The following is a 25,134-nucleotide window of genomic DNA, read 5'->3' as shown; positions in this document are numbered from 1 at the left end:
GAGCCTGCCCATGAACGCAGGGCGCTTGACCACCCCGCCGCCCGTCTCGCTCGTCTACGCCGGGGTGAGCAACGGCTGGGCGCAGTGGATCGCCTGGGTGCTCGGCCAGGAGGACTGCCCGGTCACCCGGCTGCGCTGGTCCCCGCTGAGCCCGCTGCCCGGCATGGCCGCCCTGGAGGACTTCTTCGCCCGCCCCGGACGCGTCCTGCTCGTCCTGGACGACTGGTACCTGCGCTTCGACACCGGACGCAACCAGCAGTGGGCCCAGGTCCTGCGCCAGGTCATGCCCCGCCTGCACGACCGGGTCGGCGCGGTCACCGTGACCACCCGCGCCCTGCCCGAGGAGGCCGTCAGCCTCGGCGCCGTCACCCTGCGCGGCATCGGCCCCGAGGAGGCCCGGCGCCGCGTCCTCGCCGAGGTCGGCCTCAGGCCCCGCACCCCCTACACCCGCCAGGGCGAGGGCCCCCGCTACCCCGAGGACCCGCCCGACGTCACCAACAACCCCCGCCGCAACCCCCGTTTCACCGGCCGCGAGGTCCTGCTCAACGACGTGCACGACACCCTCAACGCCGGACCCGGGCGCCGCGTCCTGCTGCACGGACCGCCCGGCGTCGGCAAGAGCCAGGCCGCGGGGGAGTACGCCCGCCGGTTCGCCAGCGAGTACGACCTCATCTGGTGGGTGCCCGCCGCGACCAAGGCCGCCGCCCGGGAGGGCTTCGCCGCGCTCGCCCGCGAGGTCGGCCTCAGCGAGGGCGACCAGCTCACCGGGCAGATCGAGGCGGTGCAGGACGCGCTGAAGAAGGACGGGAAGGGCCGCTGGCTCGTCATCTTCGACGGCGCCGAGGACATCGACGGCATCGCCCCGCTGCTCCCCGAGGGCCGGGGCCAGGTGCTGCTCACCGCGCAGAACACCGAGTGGTCCCGGCACGGCGCCCGGCTGCGCGAACTGCCGCCCTTCGACCGGGACGAGAGCGTCGCCTTCGCCTGCCGCCGCGCACCGCGCATGACCGAGGCCCAGGCCGGCGAACTCGCCGCCGCGCTCGGCGACCTCCCGCTCGTCATCGACCAGAGCGCGGCCTGGATCGACGCCCACCCCGCCGCCGACATCCCCCGCTATCTGACCTCCATCAGGGCGGGCGAACCCGCGGGCCCCGGCCCCAAGACCCCGGTGGCCGCGCCCCCGGCCCACCGCCAGGTCTGGGCGCGCACCCTCGGCTCCCTGGCCGCGCGCTCCCCGGCCGTGCACGAACTGCTGCTCCTGCTCACCTTCTTCTCGCCCGACATGCTGCCCGTGCCGCTGCTGCGCGCCGCCCGGCCCAGCGACCTGCCCACCCATCTCGCCGGATCCGTCGGCGAACCCGGCACCTGGGACGCGACCCTGCTCACCATCTCCGAACTCACCTCCATGCGCGTGGAGTTCGCCACCGAGTCCCGGCAGGACACCACCAGCATCGTGTCCCTGCGGATGCACCGCAGCTTCCGCCGCTTCATCCGCGCGAGCCTCACCCCCGGCACGGAACGCGAGTACGCCGCGACCGCCGCCCGCGTCCTGGTCGCCTCCGACCCCGGCGAGCCGGGCGCCCCGCGCAACTGGCACCGCTACGCCGAGATCCTGCCCCACCTCGAACCCTCCGGCGCCCTCGACTCCGACGACGGCGACGTACGCCAGCTCCTGCTGAACTGCATCGACTACCTCCGCGTGCGCGGCGAGTACCAGGACGGCTGGGACCTCGCCCGCCGGGTGCTCGACCGCTGGCGCGACACCTCCGCCCCCACCGACAGCCGGGTCCTGGCCGCCGCCCACCAGGAGGCCCGGATGCTGCGCGGCCTCGGCCGCTACGAGGAGGCCGAGAAGGCCGACCGGGGCATCCTCGGCCTCCTCGGCGAGACGGGCGTCGACAGCGGACTCGAACTGCTGCGCGCCAAGGACGGCCTCGGCGCCACCCTCATGGCCCGGGGCCGCTACGACGAGGCACGCGCCCTGTACGAGGAGGCCGCACAGAACGCCACCGACTGGCTCGGCGACCGCTACGTACCGCAGACCCTGCAGTTCCGCACCAACCTCGCCCTCGCGCTCGGCCTCCAGGGCCACTACACCGAGTCCTGCACGCTCCACCGCGAGGTCTACGACCGCAGGGTCGGCCTCCTCGGCGCCCGCGCCCGGCGCACCCTGCAGTCCGGGTACTACACGGCCCGCATGCTGCGCCTGCTGGGCCGGCTCCCCGAGGCCAGAAGCCTCCAGGCGTACAACGTGCACCTGCTGCGCAGAACCCTCGACGAGGCCCACCGCCAGACCCTGCTGGCCGAACACAACCTGGCCCTGTGCCTTCGGCGCGACGCCGAGTTCGAGGAGGCCCGCGCCATCATGCGCGACGCCCGCAAGCGGCTCATCGTGCTCAGCGGCGCCGACCACCCGGACGTGCTCATGGTCAACCTCGACTACGCGATGCTGCTGCGCGTCCTCGGCGAGCGGACCAAGGCCCGCGGACTGGCCGAGTCCACCGCCCGCGCGTACGCCGCCCGGCTCGGCGAACTGCACCCGTACGCCATCGGCGCCCGCAACAACCTGGCCCTGCTCATGCTGGACGACGGCGAGACGGAGGCCGCCTCCCACCTCGCCGACGAGTCGATGCGGCAACTGGAGGCGGCCATCGGGCGCGGCCACGTCTGGTCGCTGGGCTGCGCCATGAACTGCGCGGCGGCGCTGGCCGCCGTGGGCGACGTGGAGGGCGCCGAACGCCTCGGCCGGGACGCGCTCGGCCGCGCCATCCCCGCGATGGGCGCGGACCACGTCCTCTCCGCCAACCTGCGCGCCGGCCTCGCCCTCGACCTGCGCACCCTGGGCCGCGCGGAGGAGGCGGCCGCCCTGGAACGCGTCGCCCTCATGACCCTGTCCGCCAGCCACGGCCCCGACCACGACCAGACCCGCTACATGCGCTCACGGGCCCGGCCGTACTGGGACTTCGAGCCCCAGCCGATCTAGCGTCCCGCCTATTTCCGGCGACCGATAAGCGCGCCCTATCGCGTCTTCGGATATCCCTCTTTGACTTTGCCCGACAAGCGGGTGGAAGGTGGATCCCGGCCACGGAAAACGGAACCGCCGCCGCCTCCTGCACCGCGGGGGAGAAGAAGAACTGACCCGAACCGCGTCACGGCCCTGACACCCCCTCCCAGGGCCGCCCATTCTCCAGTGCAGATCCTCGGAAGAGCGGCCGAGGGTCTGCACTGGTATTCCGGCGACTGGTATTCCGGTGTTCGGGGAAAAGGAGGGGCGGTGAAGAAAACGCCGTCATTCCGCCCGGAATTTCGCCACCAGACGGAATTCCCCCGGCTGAATAAGCCTCCCGCGCATGGGAAGTCGGTGGGGCGAGCACCCCTACCCCGGAGGAGGCCGCACCATGGCGATCGAAGACAGGAACGTCCTCGTACTCACCACGAACTACGGCACCGAGCAGGACGAGCTGGTCAAGCCGGTGTCGGCCCTGCTGGACGCGGGCGCGCACGTCGTCGTCGCCGCGCAGCGGGCGGAGCCGGTGCAGACCCTGGTCTCCGACCAGAACCCCGGCCAGCGGGTCAGCCCCGACGCCACCTGGGACGAGGTGTCGGCGGCGGACTACGACGCGGTGGTGGTCCCCGGCGGCACCCTCAACGCCGACCAGCTGCGCACCGACGAGACCGTGCGCCGGCTCGTCGCCGAGTTCGCGCGTGACGGCAAGCCCGTCGCCGCGATCTGCCACGGCCCCTGGCTGCTCGTGGACAGTGACCTGGCCGAGGGGCGCGAGCTGACCTCGTACCACTCGCTGCGACCCGACCTCACGAACGCGGGCGCGACCTGGCACGACAAGGAGGTCGTCGTCGACACGGCGGGCGGCAACACGCTGATCACCTCCCGCGACCCCGGTGACCTGGACGCCTTCTCGGCGGCGATCATCCGCACCCTCGGCGGCGACGAGGGCTGAGGCGAGGGCCGGAAGGCGGCATAAAAGAAGCGTAAAAACTGCCGGAACCAGGCAATGAAAAGCACTCCGCCCGTGTGTCAAGGTTTGGTCAAGCCGGAGATCGGCGACGGGACGGGAGGGGGACTGCACACATGGCCTGGTTTCTCGGACTCGGCATCACGGGGGTTGTGCTGCTCGTCCTGTCGCTGATCTTCGACGGGCTGCTGGAAGGCGTGCTCGACGGCGCGCTGGACGGCCTCCTCGACGGATGGCTGTCCCTGCCGGTCGTCGCTGGCTTCCTCGCGATGACCGGCTTCGGCGCGGTCCTCGCCCAGTCGGTCACCGGCGTCGGCCCGGCCGGGGCCACCGCGATCGGCGCGGTGGCGGGGGTGGCCCTGGCCTGGCCGACGTACCGGTTCAGCCGCGCGCTGATGCGCGACCGTACGGCGGCGGCCCCGAGCCGGGACGACGTCGTCGGCACCTCCGGCAGCGTGGTCACGGCCATACCGGCCGGCGGCTACGGCGAGGTGCTGCTCCAACTGGGCGGCCACCGCGTGAAGTTCGCCGCGCGCAGCGCCGTGCCGGTGGCGCGCGGCGCCGAGGTCTGGGTGGAGGCGACACCGTCGCCGACCTCCGTCCTCGTGCGCCCTGTCGAGCGCTGACTTCCGCGCCGCGAAAGCCTGTTCGGCCCAGGACCGGTCACCGGTCCGGCCCGTAATCGTTCAACCGGCCCCGCACGGGCCGGTGTTGTCAACCCCTCTGCGGGGTGTCATGTGTCTGGGGGCACTGTCATGAGTCCAGTCGTCGTCGCCGTGGTCGGAATCGTCGTCCTGATCGTCCTCACGGCTCTCGTCGTCGTCAGCCGCTACAAGGTGGCGGGCCCGAGCGAGGCGTTCATCGTCACCGGGCGCCGGGGCAAGAAGTCCACCGATCCGGAGACAGGGCGGGTCTTCACCGACAACAGCGGCCAGAAGGTCGTGGTCGGCGGCGGCGTGTTCGTCGTGCCGTTCGTGCAGCAGCGGTTCACCCTCGATCTGTCCTCGCGGCACATCCCGGTCGCGGTGCGCGGCGCGGTGACCCTGCGCGGGGTGAAGTCCAACCTGGACGGTGTCGCCATCGTCAAGGTCGGCGGCACCGAGGACTCGATCCGCGCCGCCGCCCAGCGGTTCCTGATGCAGCAGGACGGCATCGTCGGCTTCACCCAGGAAGTCCTCTCCGGCGCGCTGCGCGCCATTGTCGGCCGCATGTCGGTCGAGGACGTCATCCGCGACCGCGCCGCGTTCGCCGGTCAGGTCGCGGAGGAGGCCGAGGCGAGCCTGTCGGGCCAGGGTCTCGTGCTCGACGCCTTCCAGATCCAGGACATCACCACCGAGGGCTCCTACCTGGAGGACCTCGGCCGTCCCGAGGCCGCCCGCGCCAGGCAGGAGGCCGACATCGCGGAGGCCGTCGCCCAGCGCGCCGCCGAGCAGGCCCGGCTCAAGGCCGCCGAGGAAATCGCCGTCGCCCAGCGGACGTTCGCGCTGAAGCAGGCCGAGATCAAGGCGGAGACCGACGAGGCCGCCGCCCGCGCGAACGCCGCCGGACCGCTCGCCGACGCCGCCCGCCAGCAGGAGATCCTCGCCCAGCAGGAGAAGGTTGCCGAGCGCCAGGCCGCCCTGACGGACCGTCAGCTCGACACCCAGGTCCGCAAGCCGGCCGACGCCCAGCGCTACGCCGCCGAGCAGGAGGCGGAGGCCCGCCGGGTCGCCCGCGTCAAGCAGGCCGAGGCGGAGCGGCTGGCCGCGATCGCGGCGGCCCAGGCCGAGGCCGAGCGGTCCCGGCTCACCGGTGAGGGCGAGAAGCAGCGCCGTGGCGCGCTGGCCGAGGCGGAGGCCATCGAGGGTCTGAAGCAGGGCGAGGCCGAGCGGTCCCGTCGCGCGGCCGTCGCCGAGGCGGTCCGTCTGGAGGGCGAGGCCGAGGCCGCGGCGATCACCGCCAAGGGTGCCGCCGAGGCCGAGGCGATGCGCAAGAAGGCGGACGCGTACCGGGAGTACGGCGACGCGGCCGTCCTCCAGATGCTGATCGAGGTGCTCCCGGAGGTCGTCGCCAAGGCGTCCGAGCCGCTGGGCAACGTGGACAAGATGACGGTCATCTCCACCGACGGCGCGGGCCGCATCCCGCGCGCGGTCGCGGACAACGTGGCCCAGGGCCTCGAACTGCTCGGCTCCACCACGGGAGTCGACCTCGCCCAGCTCCTGAAGGGCGTCACCGAGCGCGCGGCGGCCCCGGGCGAGCGGACGGACCGGGTGAACGGCAAGGTGGAGATCACCGGCTGACGGCCCCACAGGCCGCCTCGCGCGGGGAGTTCCATGGCTGGGGTCCACCGGACACGGTGGGCCCCTTGCCGTTCCCGTCCCTTGCGGCTCCTGTCACAGCTCCTCCTTCGGCCACCCCAGCAGCCGCGCCCCGATGACGGCGGTCTGCAGCGTGTACCGGTGCACCGGGTCGGCCGGGTCGGCGCCGGTCAACTGGTGTATGCGGTCCAGCCGGTAGGTCAGCGCGCGCACGCTCAGCGCGAGCCGGCGGGCCGCCGCCGCGGCCGTGCACCCCGACTCGAAGTACGCCTCCAGCGTGCGCAGCAGCGGTTCCGCCCCGCCCCTGGCCTCCCGCAGCGGCCCCAGGGTGCTGAGCACCAGGTCCGCCATCGCCTGCCGGTCCCGCGCCAGCACCGGATAGACCAGCAGATCGGCGGCGCGCACCACCGGCGCGTCCAGCCCCAGCCGCTCGGCGAGATCGAGCGTGCTCAGCGCCTCCTCGTACGACTGCACGACACCGCCGGGACCCGGCCGGGGCCGGCCGATGGCGACCCGTGCGCAGTCGGTGGTGGAGTGTGCCTGCTCCGCGAAACGGTCCAGGATGCCGCCCTCGTCGCCGGGCGCGATGCAGATCAGCTTGCCGTTCTTGGTGGCGAGCAGGATGTGCCGCTGGTCGAACCGCGCGATCAGCGCGGCCTCCACCCGGCGCGTGGCGGGGGAGGCGTCGTCGTACGCGTCCGTCCCCTCGGCCACCGCGACCGCGTGGGCGTGGGAGAGGACGAGCCCGAACCGCTCGGCCCGCTCCGCCAGCCGCCCGAGATCACTGCGGCCGTACAGCAGGTCGTCGATGAACTCCCGCCGCGCGGCCTCCTCTTGACGCACCGCCAGACGCTGCGCCCGCTCGTAGCCCTCCGCGAAGGCGTCCACCGCCTGCTCGACGGCGGCCAGCACCCCGCCGACCGAGCTTCCCGGCGTACCGGCGGGCCAGGACGCGCGCGTCGCCGCGAGATGCCCGCGCACGAGGGCGCGCAGGCTGTGCCCGGCGTCGGCGGCCCGCTCCCCGAGCGCGCGCCGCTCCTCCAGCTCGTCCCGGGTGAGTCTGCGTCCGGTGGCGGACACCTCGGCCAGCGTACGGACGTAGCCGCCCAGGAATCCGGTCACGTCCGGCTCCGACACCGTGTCCCCCTCGCCGCGCACGCGCTTGACGTGCTCTCGTCGATCTTGGTCAACCGGAGCGTAGTCAGGATTGCCGGGAACCGGCAACGCGCCGGAACCCGGTCGTCCGGCCGGTCAGATCTTCGTGAGCGCCGTGCCCTTGTGCATCGCGATGTGGTCGGTCTTGTCGCTCTTGATCTCGTACTGCGGGTCCTTCTCCGAGCAGTGGTGGGTGTAGCCCTTGAACTCCACGTCGTGCGTGTGTTTCTTGATGATGACGCCCTCGACGTGTCCGGCCTCCGAGTTCCACCGGACGTGGTCCCCGACCGAGAAGTGCTCCGCCATATGTGTGCTCGCCCCATTCGGTGTGCGTTTGTATGGGTGTGCGGTACATGTGCGAGAGTAAGGGGGGCGGTGGGGGCGAGGGGGTCAGGCCGGGCCGGTGAGGTAGCGCGTCGTCATGTCGACAAGTTCGTTCTCCAGGCGCCGGGCCTCGACGCCCTGGGGCGCGGCCATCAGCTTGTGGGTCACCAGCTCGATCGTGGAGACGACGAGTGCGGCGGCGGTGTCCACGTCCGCGACCTTCACCTCGGGGTGCCGGCCCAGCAGCGTACGGATCTCCGCGACCCGCGACTCCTCGTAGCGCGCCACCTTGTCCATCAACTCCTGGGAACGCGGCGCCTCTTCGAACATGACGCGCAGGAGCTGGGGGTCGGCACGGTGGTTGTCGACGGCACGCCGGACGATCCGGCGCAGGCACTCCTCCAGCGCCGGGAGCGGGGCGTCGGGCTCGTGGGCCGCGCCCGCGCCGTCGATGTGCTGGAGCAGCAGCTCGGTGAGGATCGCGTCCTTGTTCGGGAAGTACTGGTACAGCGAGCCGATGGAGACACGGGCCTGCTCGGCGATGCGGTTGGTGGTGCCGGCGGCGTACCCGTACTCCGCGAAAACGTGAGCAGCGGCGGCGAGGATGCGCCCGCGCGTCAGCTCGGCGCGGACCTGACGGGGCTTGCGACGTGGTTCGAGCCGGCGCTTGTCGTGGGACACGGGGGCCTCCCGCCCGGGCTGGAAAAGCGAGTAGCAGAAAACATGAGCTACTGCTCACAATAGTGCCATGAGCTGCGCGAACGCGCTCTCACTCGGCTCGGGGGATTACTCGCGACGGTGCCTGCGGGCCCGGAAGACGAAGAGGCACACTCATGCGCGACACCGACACCGACACCGACACCGGCGTCCCTCGTCCCGCCCGGCTCGCGGAGTTCCGCCGCATGACGACGGTGGAGCAGGTCGAGGCGACCGTCGGGCGCCCGCCTTCGCTGGTCATGATGAAGCAGGTCGACCGCCTCGACGACGGCTGCGCGGCCGTACTGGCGCACTCCCCGGTCGCGGGGTTCGGCTACACGGACGCCGAGGGCCGGCGCAGGGCGACCTTCGTCGGCGGCCGCGCGGGATTCCCGCGTGTCCACTCGCCGGAGCGGATCTCGTTCGCTCTTCCTCCGGGTGTCGCGGCGCGGCCGCCGGCGCCGGGCGGCGGTGTGTCGTTCGTGTTCCTGCTGCCCGGGGTGGGGGAGACACTGCGGGTGAACGGGACGGTGGCCGCGGTCGGGGAGACGCGGCTGGAGGTCAACGTCCGGGAGGGATACGTGCATTGCGGGCGGAGCGTGCTGCGGTCGCGGTTGTGGGATCCATCGGCGGTGTCGCAATCTTCCTCCGTGGCACGGGAGTTGAGCGAAGGCCCGCTGCATCACCCCGCCGTCCGCGCGTTCCTGGCGGCGTCGCCGTTCCTCGTCCTGTCCACCGGTGACGCGGCCGGGGCGAGCGACACGAGCCCGCGCGGTGACCACGCCGGGTTCGCCCGGGTGCTGGACGGCCGCACGCTCGCGCTGCCCGACCGCAAGGGCAACCAGCGCGCGGACACCTTCCACAACCTCCTCGACGACGACCGGCTCGCCCTCGCCGCCCTCGTCCCCGGCCGCACCGAGGTCCTGCACCTGACCGGCCACGCCTCGATCACCGACGATCCCGCGCTGCTGGAGACGATGTCGCTGCGCGGACAGCCACCCCAGGCGGCCCTGCTCCTCCACGTCCTCGACGCGGAGGTCGCCCACAACGACGCGGTGGCCGGGGCGAGTCTGTGGAGCCCGGCCGCACACGTCGATCCCGCCACGGTCCCGAACCTGATCGCGCTCGCGTCCAAGCACGCCAGTGCCGCGCCCGCCGGCACCCCCGGGGCGCCACCGGCCCTCGTCATGAAGCTGGTCGCCGCGCCGGCGGCCTTCCCGCGTCTGACCCGGCTGCTGATGGACCTGGGCTATCGCGTCCAGATGCGGCAGGAGGGCTACGGGAGTCCGGGGCGCCGGCGGTCGTCGTCCCGTCGCGGACGCGGCCGTGTCGCCGGGGCCGGCCGGCGTATGCGGGTGGCCGAGGTGCGCCGGGAGACACCGCACGCCGTCACCCTCGTACTGGAGGACGCGCGAACTCCCCGCAGGGCGCTGCGTTTTGAACCCGGACAGTTCTTCACCCTGGTCACCGAGATCGACGGCCGGCCGGTCCGGCGCGCCTACTCGGCCTGCTCGGTGCCCGGTTCCACCCGGCTCGAAGTGACGGTCAAGCGCGTCGGGGACGGTCTCTTCTCCGCATACGCCAACGACCGTCTCCGCGCGGGCGATCGGCTGACCGTCCTCGGCCCGTCCGGAACGTTCCGCGCGGCAGCCGCCGACCACCTCGTCATGATCGCCGCCGGAAGCGGCGTCACCCCGATGATGAGCATGATCCGCGCGAAGCTCGCCGAACGCACCGGTCCCCGGCTGTCGTTGCTCTGCGCCAACCGCGACGAGTCCCACGTCCTCTTCGCGGACTCCCTGAGCCGCCTCCAGCGCAGGCACGCCGAACGCCTGTCGGTGACACACCAGTTGAGCCGGCCGTCCCCCTCCTGGTCCGGCGCCCGGGGCAGACTCACCCCGGAGACGGTCGGCGCATGGCTGGAGGACCTGAAGGCCTCCGACTCGGCCCACTACTACCTCTGCGGCCCCGGAACGGTCATGTCCACCGCCCGGGAAACCCTGCTCGCCCACGGCATCCCGCCCGAGCGCATCCACCAGGAGAGCTACACGGCCGCCTCCGACGCACCGCTTCCGCCCGCCGCCGCCGTACCCCACCCCCTGACCGTCACCCGCGCCGGCACCCCCCTCGGCACCACCGTCATCACCCCCGGCCGGACCCTCCTCGACGGAGCCCTCACCGCCGGCCTCCCCCTCCCGTACTCCTGCACGGTGGGCAACTGCGGCGAATGCGCCGTCCGCCTCCGCGCGGGCGACGTCACGATGAGCACCCCCAACTGCCTTACGGAACAGCAGCGGGCGGAGGGGTGGGTGCTGACGTGTGTGGGGCGGGCGTGCTCGGCGGTGGAGGTGGAGGTGCCGGAGGATGATCAGGAGCCGGGGTGAACCGGCTGGGGCGTGTCCTGTGCCTCCGCTTCCCGATAGGCGAACCACGGCACGAAGAACTGGGTGACCGGGCCGACGGCGAGGGCGTAGAGCACCGTGCCCGCGCCCACGCTTCCCCCGAGGAGCAGGCCCAGGACGAGTACGGCGACCTCCATCAGGGTGCGGACGAACCGGATGGACCGCCCGGTCACGGCGGACCCTCCCGTCATCAGCCCGTCCCGGGGCCCCGGCCCGAGACGCGCACCCACGTAGACCGCGACCGAGAAGCCGTTGAGGAGGACGCCTCCGGCCAGCAGCCCGCAGCGGACCGGAAGACAGAGATGCCCAGGAATTAGCGCCAGGCCGAGGTCCGAAGCGCAGGCCAGCACGACGATGTTGGCGAACGTCCCGAACCTCGGCCGCTGTCGGAGCGGAATCCACAGCAGCAGCACGACCGCCCCGACAACGGCGCTGACCGCTCCGAAGCCGAGCGACGTGTGCCGCTCCAGCCCCTCGTACAGCACACTCCAGGGATTGACCCCCAGCGACGCACGGACCATCAACGAGAGACTGAAGCCGTACAGGGCCAGGCCGACGAAGAGTTGGGGAACGCGTCGCAGCGGGTGCTCGGCGAGGGGCACGTAGGTCAGCGGGTGCGCGGGGGGTGCCGGCCGGGTGGGCGTGCGCTCGTCCAGGGCGGCGGTACGCGGAACCCTCGGGTCACGGCTCACGGACGAACTCCCGCCACCATCGCGACGGTTCGCCCCTCGGCGTACGCCGAAACCGCCGAAGGCAACGATGCCTCACGGCCGTTGAGGAGCACGGTCAGGGTTCCCCGAGCCGTGACAGGGGGAGCGGATCGCACGCCGATCCGGCGCAGCGCCTGGGCGGCGACGGCATCCGCCGGGCCGTGCAGCGCGAGAGGCGGCTCACCGGGGCGCTGAAGGGCCGCGCGGACGCGGTCGGCGACGAGTTCGTAGTGGGTGCAGCCCAGGACGACGGCGCGGACATCGTCCGGGGTGCGTTCCGCCGCGGAGGCGATCGCGCCCTCGACGGCGGCCTCGTCCGCGCGCTCGACGGCGTCGGAAAGCCCGGGAGACGGCACGGTGGTGACCCGCACGCCTTGGGCGAACTTCCGTATCAGACAGTGCAGTTGGGGGCTGGAGCTGGCGGCGGGTGTCGCCCAGACGGCCACCGGGCCGCCGCTCGCGGCGGCCGGTTTGACCGCCGGGACCGTGCCGATGACCGGCGTGCCGGGTTCGAAGCGGGCGCGCAGCGCGGGCAGGGCGTGCAGGGTGGCGGTGTTGCAGGCGACGATCAAGGCGTGCGGGCGGTACGCGGCGGCCGCTTCGGCGATCGTGAGTGAGCGCGCCGTGATGTCCTCCGGGGCGCGCGGCCCCCAGGGCATCCCGTCGGGGTCCGAGGAGAGGACGAGGCCGGCGTCGGGGCGCAGTCGCCGTACCGCGGCGGCCGTGGGGAGCAGTCCGATGCCGGCGTCCATGAGCGCGATCCTCAAGCGGCCGCCGCCTCCCGGCGTCTCCTCGCGAGGGCTTCGGTGGTCGTGCGCGGGGCGGTCCATGCCAATTCCTCCGTCTGTACGGGCTGTTCAGGGCGATGACAGCGGAGTCTGTATGGTGAGCGGCTTCGACAGCATGGCCAATCGGGGGAGAGTGGTATGGCCTCCTCGACTTCGGACCGGCCCGGGGACGGGACGCGTCGTGTCGGGCGGACTCTCGGGGGTCCGCAGCTCGCCGCGATGCTGCCCGACCCGGCGGGGGCGAGGCCCGCGTACCGGCAGCTGGCGCGGGCGATCGGCACGCTGATCCTGGACGGGCGGATCGCACCGCACGTCAGACTCCCGGCGGAACGGGAGCTGGCCGCCGCGCTGCGCATCAGCCGGCCCACCGTCACGGCGGTCTACGACCTGCTCCGCGAGAGCGGTTACGCGCACAGCCGGCAGGGCGCGGGTACCTGGACCGCGCTGCCGAAGGGGCGTGCCCCCAGCGGCGTCGCCAGGCTTCTCGCGCCCGGGGACACCGTGATCGACCTGGCCAGGGCGGCCCCCGGGCTGCCGGAACGGACGCTCGCCGACGCCCTGGCCGAGATCACCCCCCGGCTCACCGAGCACGCGCACACCCCCGGCTACCACCCGTACGGCCTGCCCGAGCTGCGCGCCGCCGTCGCCCGGCGCTTCACCGAGCGGGGCCTGGCCACGGTGCCCGAGCAGATCCTGGTGACCTCCGGCGCCCAGCACGCGCTCACGCTGGTGCTGGGACTGCTGTGCGGTCCCGGTGACCGGGTCATGGTGGAGAGCCCGTCCTATCCGAACGCGCTGGAAGCTCTGCGCCACGCCCGGCTGCGGCCCGTACCGGTGCCGGTGACCGACGACGGCTGGGACATCGGGATCGCCGAGTCGGCCCTCCACCAGACCGTGCCCCGACTGGCCTACCTGATCCCCGACTTCCACAACCCCACCGGGCTCCTCATGCCGGAGCCGGAGCGCGCCCGCCTGCTGCGCGCCGCCCACCGGGCCGGGACCTGGGTCGTCGTCGACGAGACGCTGAGCGACCTCGCCCTCGACGTCCCCGCCCCGCCCCCGTTCGCCTCCCACGCCGCGCGGGGTGGCGGCGACCGGGTCGTCACCATCGGCTCCATGAGCAAGAGCCACTGGGGCGGGCTGCGCATCGGGTGGGTGCGGGCCGGCGCCCGGTTGATCACGGAACTCGTGGCCCGGCGGATCGCCGTCGACGTGGGCAGCTCGGTCATGGACCAGCTCCTGGCCGTCGCCCTCCTGGCACGCGGCGCGGGACCGGCGGCACACCGGCTGGAGGAGCTGCGCGAACAGCGGTCCGCGCTGGCCGCCGCGCTCCACGAGTACCTTCCGGAGTGGACCTGGCGGCTGCCGCCCGGCGGTCTGTCCCTGTGGGCCGACCTGGGCGAACCCATCGCCCCGGCGCTGGCCGGGCGCGCCCTCGATCATGGGGTGCGGATCGAGAGCGGGTCCTGCTTCGCCGCCGACCCGGGCGTCTTCGAGCAGCGCCTCCGCCTCCCGTACACCCTGCCGCCCGAGACCCTGCGCGAGGCCGTACGCCGGCTGGCCGCCGCGCTCGCCGACAGTCGGTCGGCCTCGGCGAGGGCGCGGGGCCCGCGCTGGATCGTCTGAGCGCGGGCCGTTCGCGCGCGCTTCGGAGGGCCTGAATCCGGTAGGTCCGAATGCGGTGGGCCCGAATCCGCGCGGCCCGAATCCGCCCGGCCCGAATCGTGAGGGCCCGAAGCCCTCGTCCGAGGCGGCCGTCCCGTTTCTCTTCGCGAAGGCCGGGTGCTTGGGGAAGTTTTTGCCGGTGGCCTGATTCGGGGCGCCTTGGGCCCGAGCGGTGCGAACTCGCCCCGCTTCCGGGCTTTCGCCTTGGCAAAGGGCGGCCGAAATCGTGTCCGGGGTGTGAGGGGCGTGGTTCGTGTGGGTTACGGACGCGTTGACCCGGGCGGCTCACGGGCGGAGGCTCGTCATATAGGTGCTCGATACAACTGGTTCGGCGGTTTCTCCCACGCCACCCGGAAAGCGCAGGTGAGCGCGGCGGCGGCCGTCGTCCGGAGGCAGGAGGCAGCACATGTGCGGCATCACCGGATGGGTCTCCTTCGACCGTGACCTCGCGGCCGACGGCTCCGTATTGGATGCGATGACCGAGACGATGTCCTGCCGGGGACCGGACGACCGCGGCACCTGGGCCGAGGGTCCCGCCGCGCTGGGTCACCGACGGCTCGCCATCATCGACCTCCCCGGCGGCCGCCAGCCCATGACCGCCCGCACCCCCGAGGGCACCGTCGCCCTCGTCTACTCCGGCGAGGCGTACAACTTCACCGAACTGCGCCGTGAACTCCAAGGCCGGGGCCACCGGTTCACCACCGACTCCGACACCGAGGCCGTCCTGCGCGGCTACCTCGAATGGGGCGACGCGGTGGCCGAGCGGCTCAACGGCATGTACGCCTTCGCCGTCTGGGACGGCCGCCACGACAAGCTCGTGATGATCCGCGACCGCATGGGCATCAAGCCGTTCTCCTACCACCCCACCCCCGACGGCGTCGTCTTCGGCTCCGAGCCCAAGGCCCTCCTCGCCAACCCGCTGGTCCGGCCCCGGGTGACCCTGGACGGTCTGCGCGAGCTGCTCACCCTGGTCAAGACGCCCGGCCACGCCGTCTGGGACGGCATCCGCGAGGTCGAGCCCGGCACCGTCGTCACCGTCGACCGCTCCGGACTGCGCACCCGCGTCTACTGGCGGCTGGAGACCCGCCCGCACACCGACGACCGCGACACCACCATCGCCACCGTCCGCACGCTCCTCGACGACATCGTGCGCCGCCAGCTCGTCGCCGACGTGCCCCGCTGCACCCTGCTCTCCGGCGGCCTCGACTCCTCCGCCATGACCGCGCTCGCCGCACGGCAGCTCGGCGAACAGGGGGAGAAGGTACGCAGCTTCGCCGTCGACTTCGCCGGACAGGCGGACAACTTCGTCGCGGACGAGCTGCGCGGCACGCCCGACACCCCCTTCGTCCACGACGTGGCCCGGCTCGCGCGCACCGACCACCAGGACATCGTGCTCGACGCGCAGTCCCTCGCCGACCCCGCCGCCCGCGAGAAGGTCATCCGCGCCCGCGACCTGCCGGCCGGGTTCGGCGACATGGACGCCTCACTCCTGCTGCTCTTCCGCGCCATCCGGGACCAGTCCACGGTGGCCCTCTCGGGCGAGTCCGCCGACGAGGTCTTCGGCGGCTACCTCCAGTTCTTCGACGAGGAGGCCCGCCACGCCGAGACCTTCCCCTGGCTCGTCAGCCTCGGCCGCCACTTCGGCGACGACACCGGCGTCCTCCGCGCCGACCTCAGCAAGTCCCTCGACCTGGAGGGCTACATCGCCGACGGCTACCGTACGGCCGTCTCCGGCATCGAACGCCTCGACGGCGAGAGCGACTTCGAGTACCGCATGCGGCGCATGTGCCACCTCCACCTCACCCGCTTCGTCCGCGCCCTGCTCGACCGCAAGGACCGCATGAGCATGGCCGTCGGCCTCGAAGTCCGGGTGCCGTTCTGCGACCACCGGCTCGTCGAGTACGTCTACAACACCCCCTGGTCCCTCAAGTCCTTCGACGGCCGCGAGAAGAGCCTGCTGCGCGAGGCCACCGCCGACCTCCTCCCGCGCTCGGTCTACGACCGCGTCAAGAGCCCGTACCCCTCCACCCAGGACCCCGTCTACGGCCGCGCCCTCCAGTCCCAGGTCCACGACCTCCTCTCCCGCCCCTCCCACCGCGTCTTCGACCTCCTCGACCGCGACAAGGTCCGCCGCACCGCCGAGACGGCCGGCCCCGTCGCCACCCAGTCCGCCCGCCGCGGCATGGAACGCACCCTCGACCTGGCGCTGTGGCTGGACTTGTACGGGCCGGAACTGGACCTGGGCTGAGGGGCCCCGCCGGGGGTGGGGCTTGGCTGAGCCGTCGGCGGCTGGGGGCAGCGTCCTCGCTCGTGGTCAGCGCTGCGGGCAGGGCTCCCTGATCGGGGTCGGTGGGTGCTCGTCAGGTGGGGGCGGGTGGCCTCCGGCCGGGGACGGTGGTTGCCGAGGGGGCGGCTTGCGGCCGTGGTGAGCAGCTATGGGGCGGGCGGTGGCGGCGGCCTGGCGGCCGGCTTCCGGCGTTGACCAGGGCGGCGTGGGCGGCCTCCGGCTGCGGACGGGGTCACCGGCCCCGCGGACTGCGGCCGTAGGTGAGTAACCGGGCGGCGCGCAGCGTGTGTTCGTGGCCCGTGACAGCCGAGGGGACCGGGCGGTCGGCTGGCCGACGGCTTCCGGCCCGGTCGACGATGGGCGGGTGGGAGCCGCTGCCCCTCGGCCGCGATCGGCGATTGCCGAGCCCGGCTTCCAGCCGTGCACGGGCGGGTACGAGCGGCGGACTCTGCCCCTGGCCCTGGCCCTGCCCCTGGCCCTGGCCCTGGCCTTGGCCCGATGCTCGCCGGTCGCCGGTCGCCGGTCGCCGGTCGCCGGTCGCCGGTCGCCGGTCGCGGGGCGCGGGACGGCGGGGCGCCGGGTGCTGGGTGCTGGGCGCGGGTGGCAGGACGTGGGGCGCGGGGCGCCGGTCGCCGGTCGCCGGATGCCGGACGTCGGGTGCTGGGCGCGGGTCGCCGGTCGCGGGACGGCGGTCGTGGGACGGCGGGTCGCCGGTCGCGGGGCGCCGGACGCGGGCCGCCGGGTGCTGAGGGGCGCGGCCGCGCGCCGCCTTCGGCCTCGGTCGGGGGAGTGGCCTCCGGGCCATGGTCGGTGGAGCAGCCCAAGGAGTTTCCGGCCGTGCGAGCGGGCTATCCGTCGCCCTCAGCGGCCGCGCAGTGACGACAGCGCCGCCGCCACCCGCTCCGTCGCCTCCGGCGGAGTCGACGCGTGGGGCGACAGGCGGAGTGAGTCGGTGCGTACCGTCGGTGTGACGCCCTCCGCGTGGAGGGCCTTCGCGACGAGGGACGGGTCGTGGCCGGGGAGCGCGAAGGAGAGGACGCCCGCGCGGTGGGACGGGTCGGTGGGGGAGAGGATCTGGCCGCCACGGGCCGTGACGGTCTCGGTGAGTTCGCCGATCCGTACCCCGATCGCCGCCTCGATCGCCGCGACGGTGTGCCGTTCGACCAGCTCCAGCGCGGCCGCGAACGCGGCGGCCGTGACCGGGCTGAGGTTGGTCATCGACCAGCGCCGGGCGTCGGGGGCGGGTGGGTGCTCGGTGCCGTCGAAGAGGCCGACGTCCTCGACGCCGGTCCAGCCGGTGAGGACCGGTTCCAGGCGCTCCAGCGCCCGGTCGGACAGCGTGGCGAAACCCGTGGACCAGCCCGCGCGCAGCCACTTCTGGCCGCCCGCGATCACCACGTCCGCCGCACTCCAGGGCAGGTCGGCCACGCCGAACGCCTGGATGGCGTCCACGATCAGCAGCCGGTCCGGCCCGATCGCCTCGCGCAGCGCCGCCAGGTCGGCCCGGAACCCCGTACGGAAATCCACCGCGCTGACGGACAGGGCCACCACGTCGTCGGTCAGGGCGGAGCGGACCAGCTCCGGGGTGACACCGCCCCCGGGTGCCGGGTCGAGCCAGCGCGGTGTGGCCCGGCCCAGGTGGGCGTTGCGGCGCCAGGGATAGTGGTTGGCGGGGAAGTCGCCGCGCGGGACGAGGACCACGCCCTCCCGGACGCCGAGCGCGGCGTGGAACACGCCGGTCGACGCGTTCGGCAGCAGCACCGTGTGCGCGGCGTCGGTGCCCGCGAGACGCGCGGCCGCGTCCCGTGCCGTGTTCTCCGCGCACATCAGAGCGTCCACGGTGGTGTGGCCGGCCCGCGCGGACTCCTCCATCGCCCGCGCGGTGGCGGCCACCGCGTCCCGCGACGGCGGCCCGAACCGGGCGAAGTCCAGATACCCGGCGGGCGTGTCGAAGTGGGCTGCGTACGACGTGAGCACGGGGCCGTCCTTCCGGAACGGTGGCGGGAGCGGTGCGGCGGGAATCGCTGAGCGCGGTGACGCCACGCCGCTCCGCCCGCGTGGCGTCACGGTACGCGACTCCCGTCGTACGCCGGCGCCGCGTATGCGAACGCCTCTGTGGCAGCGCCTCGTACGCCAAAGCCTGGTACGACGCGCAACGGCCGGGCCGCTCCGCCGAAGGAGCCGCCCGGCCGTCCCGTTCCGCCGCCGGAGGATCAGTGTCCGGCGGGCTCCCCTTCCTCCGTACGCGCGTGGCGCGGCAGGAGGAACGAGAGCAGGAACGTCAGGACGAGCATCCCGTCGACGATCCACAGCACCGTCTTCATCACGGAGCCGAAGCCGCTCTCGAAGGCGGACGACGCGGTGGCCTTCAGCGCGCCGGGTATCTGGCGGGCGGCCTGCGGGGAGGTGACGGCCGCGCGGGTGTCCTTCTCCAGGCGGGCGCAGGACGCCGGAGTGGCCTCCGGGTCCTTGGCGACGGCGCGGTCCGAGGCGCAGCGGCGCAGGTCCGCGACCACACGGTCCTGCGCGGCCGGGGCGACGTGCGCGGCGGCCAGCTGGTGGCGCAGACCGTCCGCGCGGTGGTCGACGGCGGTGGCGATGCCGCCGCCGAGCAGGCCGAAGAAGACCGTGCCCAGGAGGGCCACGCCGAAGGCGCCGCCGAGCTGCTGCATCGCGGTCATGGTGCCCGACGCCGAACCCGTCTCGTGCTGCTCGACACTGGCGAGCACGATGTCGAAGAAGGGCGCCATGAGCAGGCCCATGCCGATACCGGTGACGAGCAGCGCGGGCAGCAGCTGCCAGGGGCCGACGCCGGCGCCCACCATGTCCAGGGTCAGCCACACGCCGAACACGCCGAGCGCCATGACCACGGTGCCCGCCTGGAGCACGGCGCGGCCGAACCGGGCGACCCCCTGCGCGATGCCGAAGCCGACGATCATGCCGCCGGACCAGGGCACCATGACCAGGCCCGCCTTGAGCGGGGAGTAGCCGAGACCGATCTGCGTGTAGAGGTTGAAGACCAGCATGAAGCCCTGCATGGTCGAGAAGAAGACCAGGCCGAGGACCATGCCGCCGCTGAAGCCGCGCTTGCGGAAGAGGCTCGGGACGACCAGCGGGTCCTGGCCGGCCCGGCTGCGGCTCGACTCGTACCGCGCGAAGACGGCGAACACCACGACGGAGGCGGCCATCATCGCGAAGGTCCACACCGGCCAGTCGTACTCACGGCCCTGGACCAGCGGGAAGATGATGAGGATCGCGCCCAGCGAGACCAGCAGCATGCCGGGTATGTCGAGGCGCGGCTTGGTCTCGGAGCGGCCCTTGGGCAGATAGCGCGCCGCACCGAGCAGCGCCGCGAGACCGAGCGGCAGGTTGATGAGGAAGATCATGCGCCAGCCGGTGCCGAAGTAGTCGGCGTCCACGAGCCAGCCCGCCAGGATGGGGCCGCACACCGCGGACAGACCCATGACCGGGCCGAACATGCCGAACGCCTTCTGCGACTCCTTCGGCGGGAACATCTCCTTGATCATGCCGAGGCCCTGCGGCAGCATCACCGCGCCGAACAGGCCCTGGACGACCCGCGCGGCGATGAGTATCTCCGGCGAGCCCGCTATGGCGCACAGCAGCGAACCCACGGTGAAGCCCGCGGCGCCGACCATGAACATCCGGCGGCGCCCGTGGATGTCACCGAGCCGACCGCCGGTGACGAGGCCCACGGCCATCGAGAGGGTGTAGGCCGCGGCGAGCCACTGGAGCGTGGACGCGCCGCCGCCGAGGTCGGCCCGCATGGAGGGGCCGGCGATGTTCGTGACGACGGCGTCGAGGAGGTCCATCACCTCGGCCGCGAGGATCACGAAGAGTGCGGCCCAGCGCCACCGGTAGGGCGCTGGGGAGTCGGCGGGCGTCTCGGTGGACGCGACACCGGTGGTGGACATCGGGACTCCTGGCGGAAGGGCCGCGCCCGCAAGGACGCCCACGGGTGCGGCGGGTGAATGGATACGACTGCCCGGCTCGCCGGTACGGCCTTGAGGGCCGATGGGGCCGGACGCCCGGTGAACACTGTTCACAGTAGCAGAACAGTGCTCACCGAGAGAACGCTGTTCATTAAGATATAGCGCAATCGCCGGACCGAGACAAGATATATCGCGTTCGCCTGTGGAAGTTGCCTGTTCACCGGACGAGAACACTGTTCACCGCGCGCCTAGACTGTCCCCATGACCGATGCGGCCGCCGGTACCCCCGCCACCCCTCCGCCGTCCCCCTGGGAGCGCCGACGCTCCGGCCGATCGCAGGCCGCCCCCGCGCGGGCGCCGCTCTCGCGGGACCGGATCGTCGAGGCCGCCTTCGTCGTACTGGACCGCCAGGGGCTCGACGGGCTGTCGATGCGGCAGGTCGCGGCCGAACTGGGCGTCACCGTCTCCGCCCTCTACGCCTACGTCAGCTCCAAGGACGACCTCCTGGAGCTGATGTACACCCGGCTCTTCGACGACTTCCGGCTCCCGGAGCCCGACCCGGAGCGCTGGCAGGAGCAGGTCCGCGACTACGCCCGCGCCGGGCGGCGCCGGCTGCTGTCCCACCGTGACGTGGCGCGCATCTCCATGGCCCATGTGCCCTTCACGGCCGAACTGCTGCCGCACGTCGAGGGGTTGCTCGCCATATTCCGCACGGCCGGGCTGCCGGACCGTATCGCCGCGGAAGCCGGCGACCTCATCTCCACCTACATCGACGGCTTCGTCCTCGAAGAGGACATGTGGCAGGACCGGGCCGCCCGCGACGCGAAGAGCGGCGACTCCCTGGCCCGCCCGGACTGGCGCGAGATGGCCGACGAGATGCAGAACTACTTCGCGTCCCTCCCCGAGGGCGAGTTCCCCCACCTCCGCGCCCTCTCCAGCCTGATGGTGGTCGACTCCTCCGACGACCGCTTCGACATCGGGCTGGAGATCATCCTGCGGGGGCTGGCGAGTTACCTGCCGGACGAGGATGCGGCGGCTCCGGCTGAGGGTGCGGCGACTCCGGCGGAGGGCTGAGAGCGGTCGCCCGACGGCTGGCGGCGGTCGGCGTCAGCCGGTTCGGTTCAGCGCCGCCTGATCGTTGGACTGCGGGTAGCCGAGCCACCCCGGTGATTTCAGGTAGGCGGCGTCTGGGGGTGTTGGCGCCAGCCGAAACCTTCAACGCGGTGCCCTGACGTGTCTTGAAGGGGTCCCCCCCTGAGTCGACCTCCCTGGCGCAAGGGCGCCAAATCCCTGGTCGGTGCGACCGCCTCACGGCAGATCCCCGCCCTCCAAAATACCCCCGGGGGTACCCGTGGTACCGTCCACGCATACCCCCGGGGGTAATTTCGCAGGAAGGGAGTCCCCCGTGTTCTTCATCGACACCCTCGACATCGCCGGTCTGGGCAACCGCAGTTACCTGGCCGGTGGCGAGCGCGCGGCCCTCGTTGTCGACCCGCCGCGTGACATCGACCAGGTGATCGCGGCGGCCGCGCGGCGGGGCGTGCGGATCGCGTACGTCGCGGAGACGCACGTGCACAACGACTACGTCACCGGCGGGCTTGAGCTGGCGCGCGTCACCGGGGCCGCCTATCTCGTGCCCGCCGGCGCCCGGGTCGCGTACGAGCGGGTGGCCGTGCGGGACGGGGACCGGGTGGCGGTGGACCCCACAGCCGGGCTGGCGGTGCGGGCGCTGGCCACCCCCGGGCACACCCCGCACCACACCGCGTACGTCCTGGAGGAGAACGGCACGGCCGTCGCCGTGTTCACCGGGGGCTCGCTGCTGACCGGTACCGTCGGCCGGCCCGACCTGGTCGAGCCGAGGCTCACCGAGCGGCTCGCCCGGGAGCAGTACGCGTCCGCGCACCGGCTGGCCGGGGAACTGCCGGACGGGACCGCCGTACTGCCCACGCACGGGTTCGGCAGCTTCTGCTCGTCCGGGCGCGCCGACGGCGAGGCCAGCACCATCGGGCAGGAGAAGGTCTCCAACGAGGTGCTGCTCCAGGACGTCGACACCTTCGTCGCCGGTCTGCTCGCCGGGCTGGACGACGTCCCCGCGTACTACGCGCACATGGGTCCGGCCAACGCCGCGGGACCGGCGCCGGTCGATCTGACGCCGCCCGCCGTGGCCGACGCCAGGGAGACAGCCGCCCGGCTCGCCGCGGGGGAGTGGGTGATCGACCTGCGGAACCGCGTCGCCTTCGCCGAAGGCCATGTCGCCGGTTCGCTCAACTTCGAGGCCGAGGGGCAGCTCGCGACGTACCTCGCCTGGCTGATCCCGTGGGGCAGGCCGGTGACCTTGCTCGCCGCGTCACCGGAACAACTCGCCGCCGCCCAGCGCGAGCTGGTCCGTGTCGGGATCGACCGCCCCGCCGCCGCGGCCACGGGGGAGCCGGAGGGGTGGACGACGGACGGGCTCGTCTCCTTCCCGCGCGCCACCTTCGCCGACCTCGCGGCGCGACCGGACGTCCACGCCGACTCCGGCCGTCCGGCACCCCGCACCGTCGTCCTCGACGTCCGCCGGGACTCCGAGCGTGCGGCGGCCTGCGTCGACGGCTCCGTCCATATCCCCCTCCACACCTTGCCCCACCGCCTCCACGAGGTCCCCGAGGGCCAGGTGTGGGTCCACTGCGCCGGAGGCATGCGCGCCGCCATCGCCGCCTCCCTGCTGCACGCGGCGGGGCGCGAGGTCGTCGCGATCGACGACGGTTTCGACGCGGCCGTACGGGCCGGACTGGTCGTCGTACGCACTCACCCGCGTGACGACGACGCGGCCGAACAGGCCGCCCCGGCCGCCCGCGCCCAAGGATGAGCGCGCTCATACTCGCCCTGGTCGCCGGAGCCGTCGTCGGACTGGCGCTCGGCGGTCTCGGGGGCGGCGGCAGTGTGCTGGCCGTGCCCGCGCTGATCTATCTGCTCGGCTTCACTCCCGTCGCGGCGACCACCGCGAGCCTGATCATCGTCGCCTTCACCTCCGCCGCCGGGCTGTCCGCCCACGCCAGGGACGGACACGTCCGCCGGCGCACCGGGCTGCTGTTCGCGGCGGCCGGGGTCGGGCCCGCCATGCTGGGCGGAGCACTCGCCGGACGCCTGCCGGGGGCGGTGCTGACCGTGGCCTTCGCGCTCGTGGCGGGCGTTGCCGCGATCCGGATGCTCAGGCCCCGGGCCGCCGTGTCCGAGGGGGCCGGCAAGGCGGTACGGCCGGGCCGGGCGGCGGCCGCGGGGGCCGGCCTCGGGCTGGTCACCGGGGTGCTCGGGGTGGGCGGCGGCTTCCTCGCCGTACCCGCGCTGGTCGGCGTCCTCGGGATGCGGATGCGCGCGGCCGTGGGCACCAGCCTGCTCGTCATCACCGTCAACTCGCTGGCCGCCCTCGCCCTGCGCGCTGGGACGGCCGACGGGCTGGACTGGGCCGTCGTGGGACCGTTCACCGCGGCGGCGGTGCTCGGCGCCTGGGACGGCAAGCGGCTCGCCGCGAAGCTGTCGGGGCGTACGCTCCAGCGGCTCTTCGCCGTCGCGCTGCTCGGCGTGGCGTGCTTCATGCTGGTCGACGCGGTGATGCGATGAGCGGGTCATGTGACATGGCGCGGCTGGGACGGCGCCCGCCGCCGCGCCCAGCGACCGCCGCGCCCAGCGGCCCCTGCGTCAGCGACCCCTACGCCAGCGACAGAAACAGCTTCTCCAGCCGCGCCCGCATCGCCGCCGTGTCCTCCCCGCTCTTGCGTCCCTCCTCGACGTCGGTCAGGCACTGCTGCAGGCCCGTCGCGATGATCGCGAAGCCGGCGCGGTCCAACGCCCGTGAAGCGGCGGCCAGTTGGGTGACGACCTCCTCGCAGTCGCGCCCCTCCTCAATCATCCGGATCACTCCGGAGATCTGACCCTGCGCCCGCCGCAGCCGGTTCAGCACGGACTTCAAGTTCGCGCCTTCAAGCTCCAGTTCCACGCTCACTCCTCGAAAAATACCCCTAGGGGTACTGTACGTCCCGCTTCGGGACGGCGGCGACCCGCGGCCACACAAGGATCACAGCTGCCATGACCACACCCCGCACCCTCGACACCGACCAGGCCCGCGCCCGCCTCCGGGACCTCACCGTCATCGACGTCCGCACCCCCGCCGAGTACGCCACCGGCCACCTCCCCGGCGCCCTCAACCTCCCCCTCGACCGGCTCCGCGCCGCCCTGCCCGAACTCCGGCACGCCGCCGGCCGGGGTGACCTGCTCATGGTGTGCGCCTCCGGCAACCGCTCCGCGAACGCCTGCCGGACCCTCGCCGGGCAGGGCGTCCCGGCGGCCACCCTCACCGGCGGCACCCACGCGTGGGCGGCCGCCGGACACGACCTGCACCGGCCCGCCGCCGACGGCACCCGCACCGGCTGGAGCATGGAGCGGCAGGTCCGCTGCACGGCGGGGGCACTCGTCCTCCTGGGTCTGCTCCTCGGCCTCCTCGTGCACCCGGCCTTCGAAATCCTCTCCGCCGGAGTCGCGGGCGGGCTCGTCGTGTCCGCGCTCACCGACACCTGCGGCATGGCACTCCTGCTGGCCAGGCTGCCGCACAACCGCCCCCGCCCGGCCGACCTCGCCACGACACTCGCCGCCCTGCGCCGCCGCTGACCGCTCACGGCTCCACGCCGGTGCGCGCGTCGATCCCGGCCCGCGCCCGACCACCCCCTACGAGGCCGGCGGGCCGTACAGCGTGTCACCGGAGCCCCTAGGGGGTGTCTCGTCGATCAGGCCGGGCTCGCGGCGTCTGGCACCGCGCCTCGCCGCGTTGTCGTCGGTCGCCGATGCTCCGCATCGACTCCCTCCTCCGCCTTGCGACGCACGGCACCAGACGCCGCTCCCTGATCCGGCCT

The 25,134-nt window shown here is 73.2% G+C and carries 19 protein-coding genes; 11 read left to right on the top strand and 8 right to left on the bottom strand.

Translation table 11 applies throughout. The annotated features are described in order from the left end of the window. Positions 1–10 precede the first annotated feature (10 nt). The 4 genes from fxsT to AB0898_RS15560 all read left to right on the top strand — a co-directional run bounded on the left by fxsT (position 11) and on the right by AB0898_RS15560 (position 6,253). Complete coding sequence (fxsT, locus tag AB0898_RS15575) at positions 11–2,983, top strand: FxSxx-COOH system tetratricopeptide repeat protein (protein ID WP_366803449.1); 2,973 nt, start codon at positions 11–13, stop codon at positions 2,981–2,983. 415 nt (positions 2,984–3,398) lie between these two features. Next, positions 3,399–3,959, top strand: coding sequence for a type 1 glutamine amidotransferase domain-containing protein (locus AB0898_RS15570; RefSeq protein ID WP_366803448.1), 561 nt, complete (start codon positions 3,399–3,401; stop codon positions 3,957–3,959). A gap of 131 nt (positions 3,960–4,090) precedes the next feature. Beyond that, a complete protein-coding gene (locus tag AB0898_RS15565; RefSeq protein WP_366803447.1) occupies positions 4,091–4,600 on the top strand; it encodes a hypothetical protein in 510 nt (169 codons plus the stop codon). A 129-nt stretch (positions 4,601–4,729) separates the two neighbouring features. Further along, on the top strand, positions 4,730–6,253 hold the full coding sequence (locus AB0898_RS15560; protein WP_366803446.1) for an SPFH domain-containing protein: 1,524 nt from the start codon (positions 4,730–4,732) through the stop codon (positions 6,251–6,253). 93 nt (positions 6,254–6,346) lie between these two features. Here the strand turns inward: AB0898_RS15560 and AB0898_RS15555 are convergent, their stop codons facing one another. From AB0898_RS15555 to AB0898_RS15545, 3 genes are all read right to left on the bottom strand, one after another. Then, a complete protein-coding gene (locus tag AB0898_RS15555) occupies positions 6,347–7,408 on the bottom strand; it encodes a helix-turn-helix domain-containing protein (RefSeq protein ID WP_366803445.1) in 1,062 nt (353 codons plus the stop codon). Between the two features lie 114 nt (positions 7,409–7,522). Beyond that, complete coding sequence (locus AB0898_RS15550; RefSeq protein ID WP_366803444.1) at positions 7,523–7,732, bottom strand: DUF2945 domain-containing protein; 210 nt, start codon at positions 7,730–7,732, stop codon at positions 7,523–7,525. Between the two features lie 84 nt (positions 7,733–7,816). Further along, positions 7,817–8,431 carry a TetR/AcrR family transcriptional regulator gene (locus AB0898_RS15545; protein ID WP_366803443.1) on the bottom strand — a complete coding sequence of 205 codons (615 nt, stop codon included), beginning with the start codon at positions 8,429–8,431 and terminating at the stop codon, positions 7,817–7,819. Positions 8,432–8,583: 152 nt separating this feature from the next. Between AB0898_RS15545 and AB0898_RS15540 the strand changes: the two genes are divergently transcribed. Beyond that, a complete protein-coding gene (locus AB0898_RS15540) occupies positions 8,584–10,830 on the top strand; it encodes a 2Fe-2S iron-sulfur cluster-binding protein (protein ID WP_366803442.1) in 2,247 nt (748 codons plus the stop codon). On the opposite strand, the gene AB0898_RS15535 is transcribed toward AB0898_RS15540, so the two are convergent. Next, a complete protein-coding gene (locus AB0898_RS15535) occupies positions 10,815–11,540 on the bottom strand; it encodes a hypothetical protein (RefSeq protein WP_366803441.1) in 726 nt (241 codons plus the stop codon). The two genes, AB0898_RS15540 and AB0898_RS15535, sit on opposite strands and share 16 nt — an antisense overlap. Next, positions 11,537–12,325: an aspartate/glutamate racemase family protein gene (locus AB0898_RS15530; protein ID WP_366803664.1), complete on the bottom strand. Its 789-nt coding sequence runs from the start codon at positions 12,323–12,325 to the stop codon at positions 11,537–11,539. Before AB0898_RS15530 ends, AB0898_RS15535 begins: the two co-directional genes overlap by 4 nt. Positions 12,326–12,484: 159 nt before the next feature. On the opposite strand from AB0898_RS15530, the gene AB0898_RS15525 reads away from it, so the two are divergent. Further along, positions 12,485–13,972, top strand: coding sequence for a PLP-dependent aminotransferase family protein (locus tag AB0898_RS15525; protein ID WP_366803440.1), 1,488 nt, complete (start codon positions 12,485–12,487; stop codon positions 13,970–13,972). A gap of 445 nt (positions 13,973–14,417) precedes the next feature. Continuing rightward, positions 14,418–16,259: an asparagine synthase (glutamine-hydrolyzing) gene (gene asnB, locus AB0898_RS15520; protein WP_366803439.1), complete on the top strand. Its 1,842-nt coding sequence runs from the start codon at positions 14,418–14,420 to the stop codon at positions 16,257–16,259. Positions 16,260–17,159: 900 nt separating this feature from the next. Here asnB and AB0898_RS15515 read toward each other — a convergent pair. Together AB0898_RS15515 and AB0898_RS15510 are read right to left on the bottom strand one after the other, a co-directional pair. After that, complete coding sequence (locus AB0898_RS15515) at positions 17,160–18,275, bottom strand: aminotransferase class V-fold PLP-dependent enzyme (RefSeq protein WP_366803438.1); 1,116 nt, start codon at positions 18,273–18,275, stop codon at positions 17,160–17,162. A gap of 236 nt (positions 18,276–18,511) precedes the next feature. Beyond that, positions 18,512–20,230, bottom strand: a complete 1,719-nt coding sequence (locus AB0898_RS15510; protein WP_366803437.1) for an MFS transporter — start codon at positions 20,228–20,230, stop codon at positions 18,512–18,514. A 279-nt stretch (positions 20,231–20,509) separates the two neighbouring features. Here AB0898_RS15510 and AB0898_RS15505 point away from each other — a divergent pair, with 279 nt between their 5' ends. The 3 genes from AB0898_RS15505 (at position 20,510) to AB0898_RS15495 (ending at position 23,848) form a co-directional block, all read left to right on the top strand. Beyond that, positions 20,510–21,322 carry a TetR/AcrR family transcriptional regulator gene (locus AB0898_RS15505; RefSeq protein WP_366803436.1) on the top strand — a complete coding sequence of 271 codons (813 nt, stop codon included), beginning with the start codon at positions 20,510–20,512 and terminating at the stop codon, positions 21,320–21,322. 331 nt (positions 21,323–21,653) lie between these two features. Beyond that, positions 21,654–23,096: an MBL fold metallo-hydrolase gene (locus AB0898_RS15500; RefSeq protein WP_366803435.1), complete on the top strand. Its 1,443-nt coding sequence runs from the start codon at positions 21,654–21,656 to the stop codon at positions 23,094–23,096. Next, a complete protein-coding gene (locus AB0898_RS15495) occupies positions 23,093–23,848 on the top strand; it encodes a sulfite exporter TauE/SafE family protein (protein ID WP_366803434.1) in 756 nt (251 codons plus the stop codon). The genes AB0898_RS15500 and AB0898_RS15495 overlap by 4 nt, the downstream gene beginning before the upstream one ends. 88 nt (positions 23,849–23,936) lie before the next feature. Here AB0898_RS15495 and AB0898_RS15490 read toward each other — a convergent pair whose 3' ends face one another. Beyond that, positions 23,937–24,224 (bottom strand): metal-sensitive transcriptional regulator, encoded by a 288-nt coding sequence (locus tag AB0898_RS15490; protein ID WP_018549369.1) that lies wholly within the window; start codon positions 24,222–24,224, stop codon positions 23,937–23,939. An 89-nt stretch (positions 24,225–24,313) separates the two neighbouring features. Between AB0898_RS15490 and AB0898_RS15485 the strand changes: the two genes are divergently transcribed. Next, entirely contained in the window at positions 24,314–24,892 is a 579-nt protein-coding gene (locus AB0898_RS15485) for a rhodanese-like domain-containing protein (RefSeq protein ID WP_366803433.1), read from the top strand. Positions 24,893–25,134 lie beyond the last annotated feature (242 nt).

The sequence above is a fragment of the Streptomyces sp. NPDC005435 genome (assembly GCF_040703155.1).
Classification (GTDB): Bacteria; Actinomycetota; Actinomycetes; order Streptomycetales; family Streptomycetaceae; genus Streptomyces.
The sequence above is the reverse complement of the archived record's forward strand: the minus strand, read 5'-3'. Positions and strand labels throughout refer to the sequence as shown.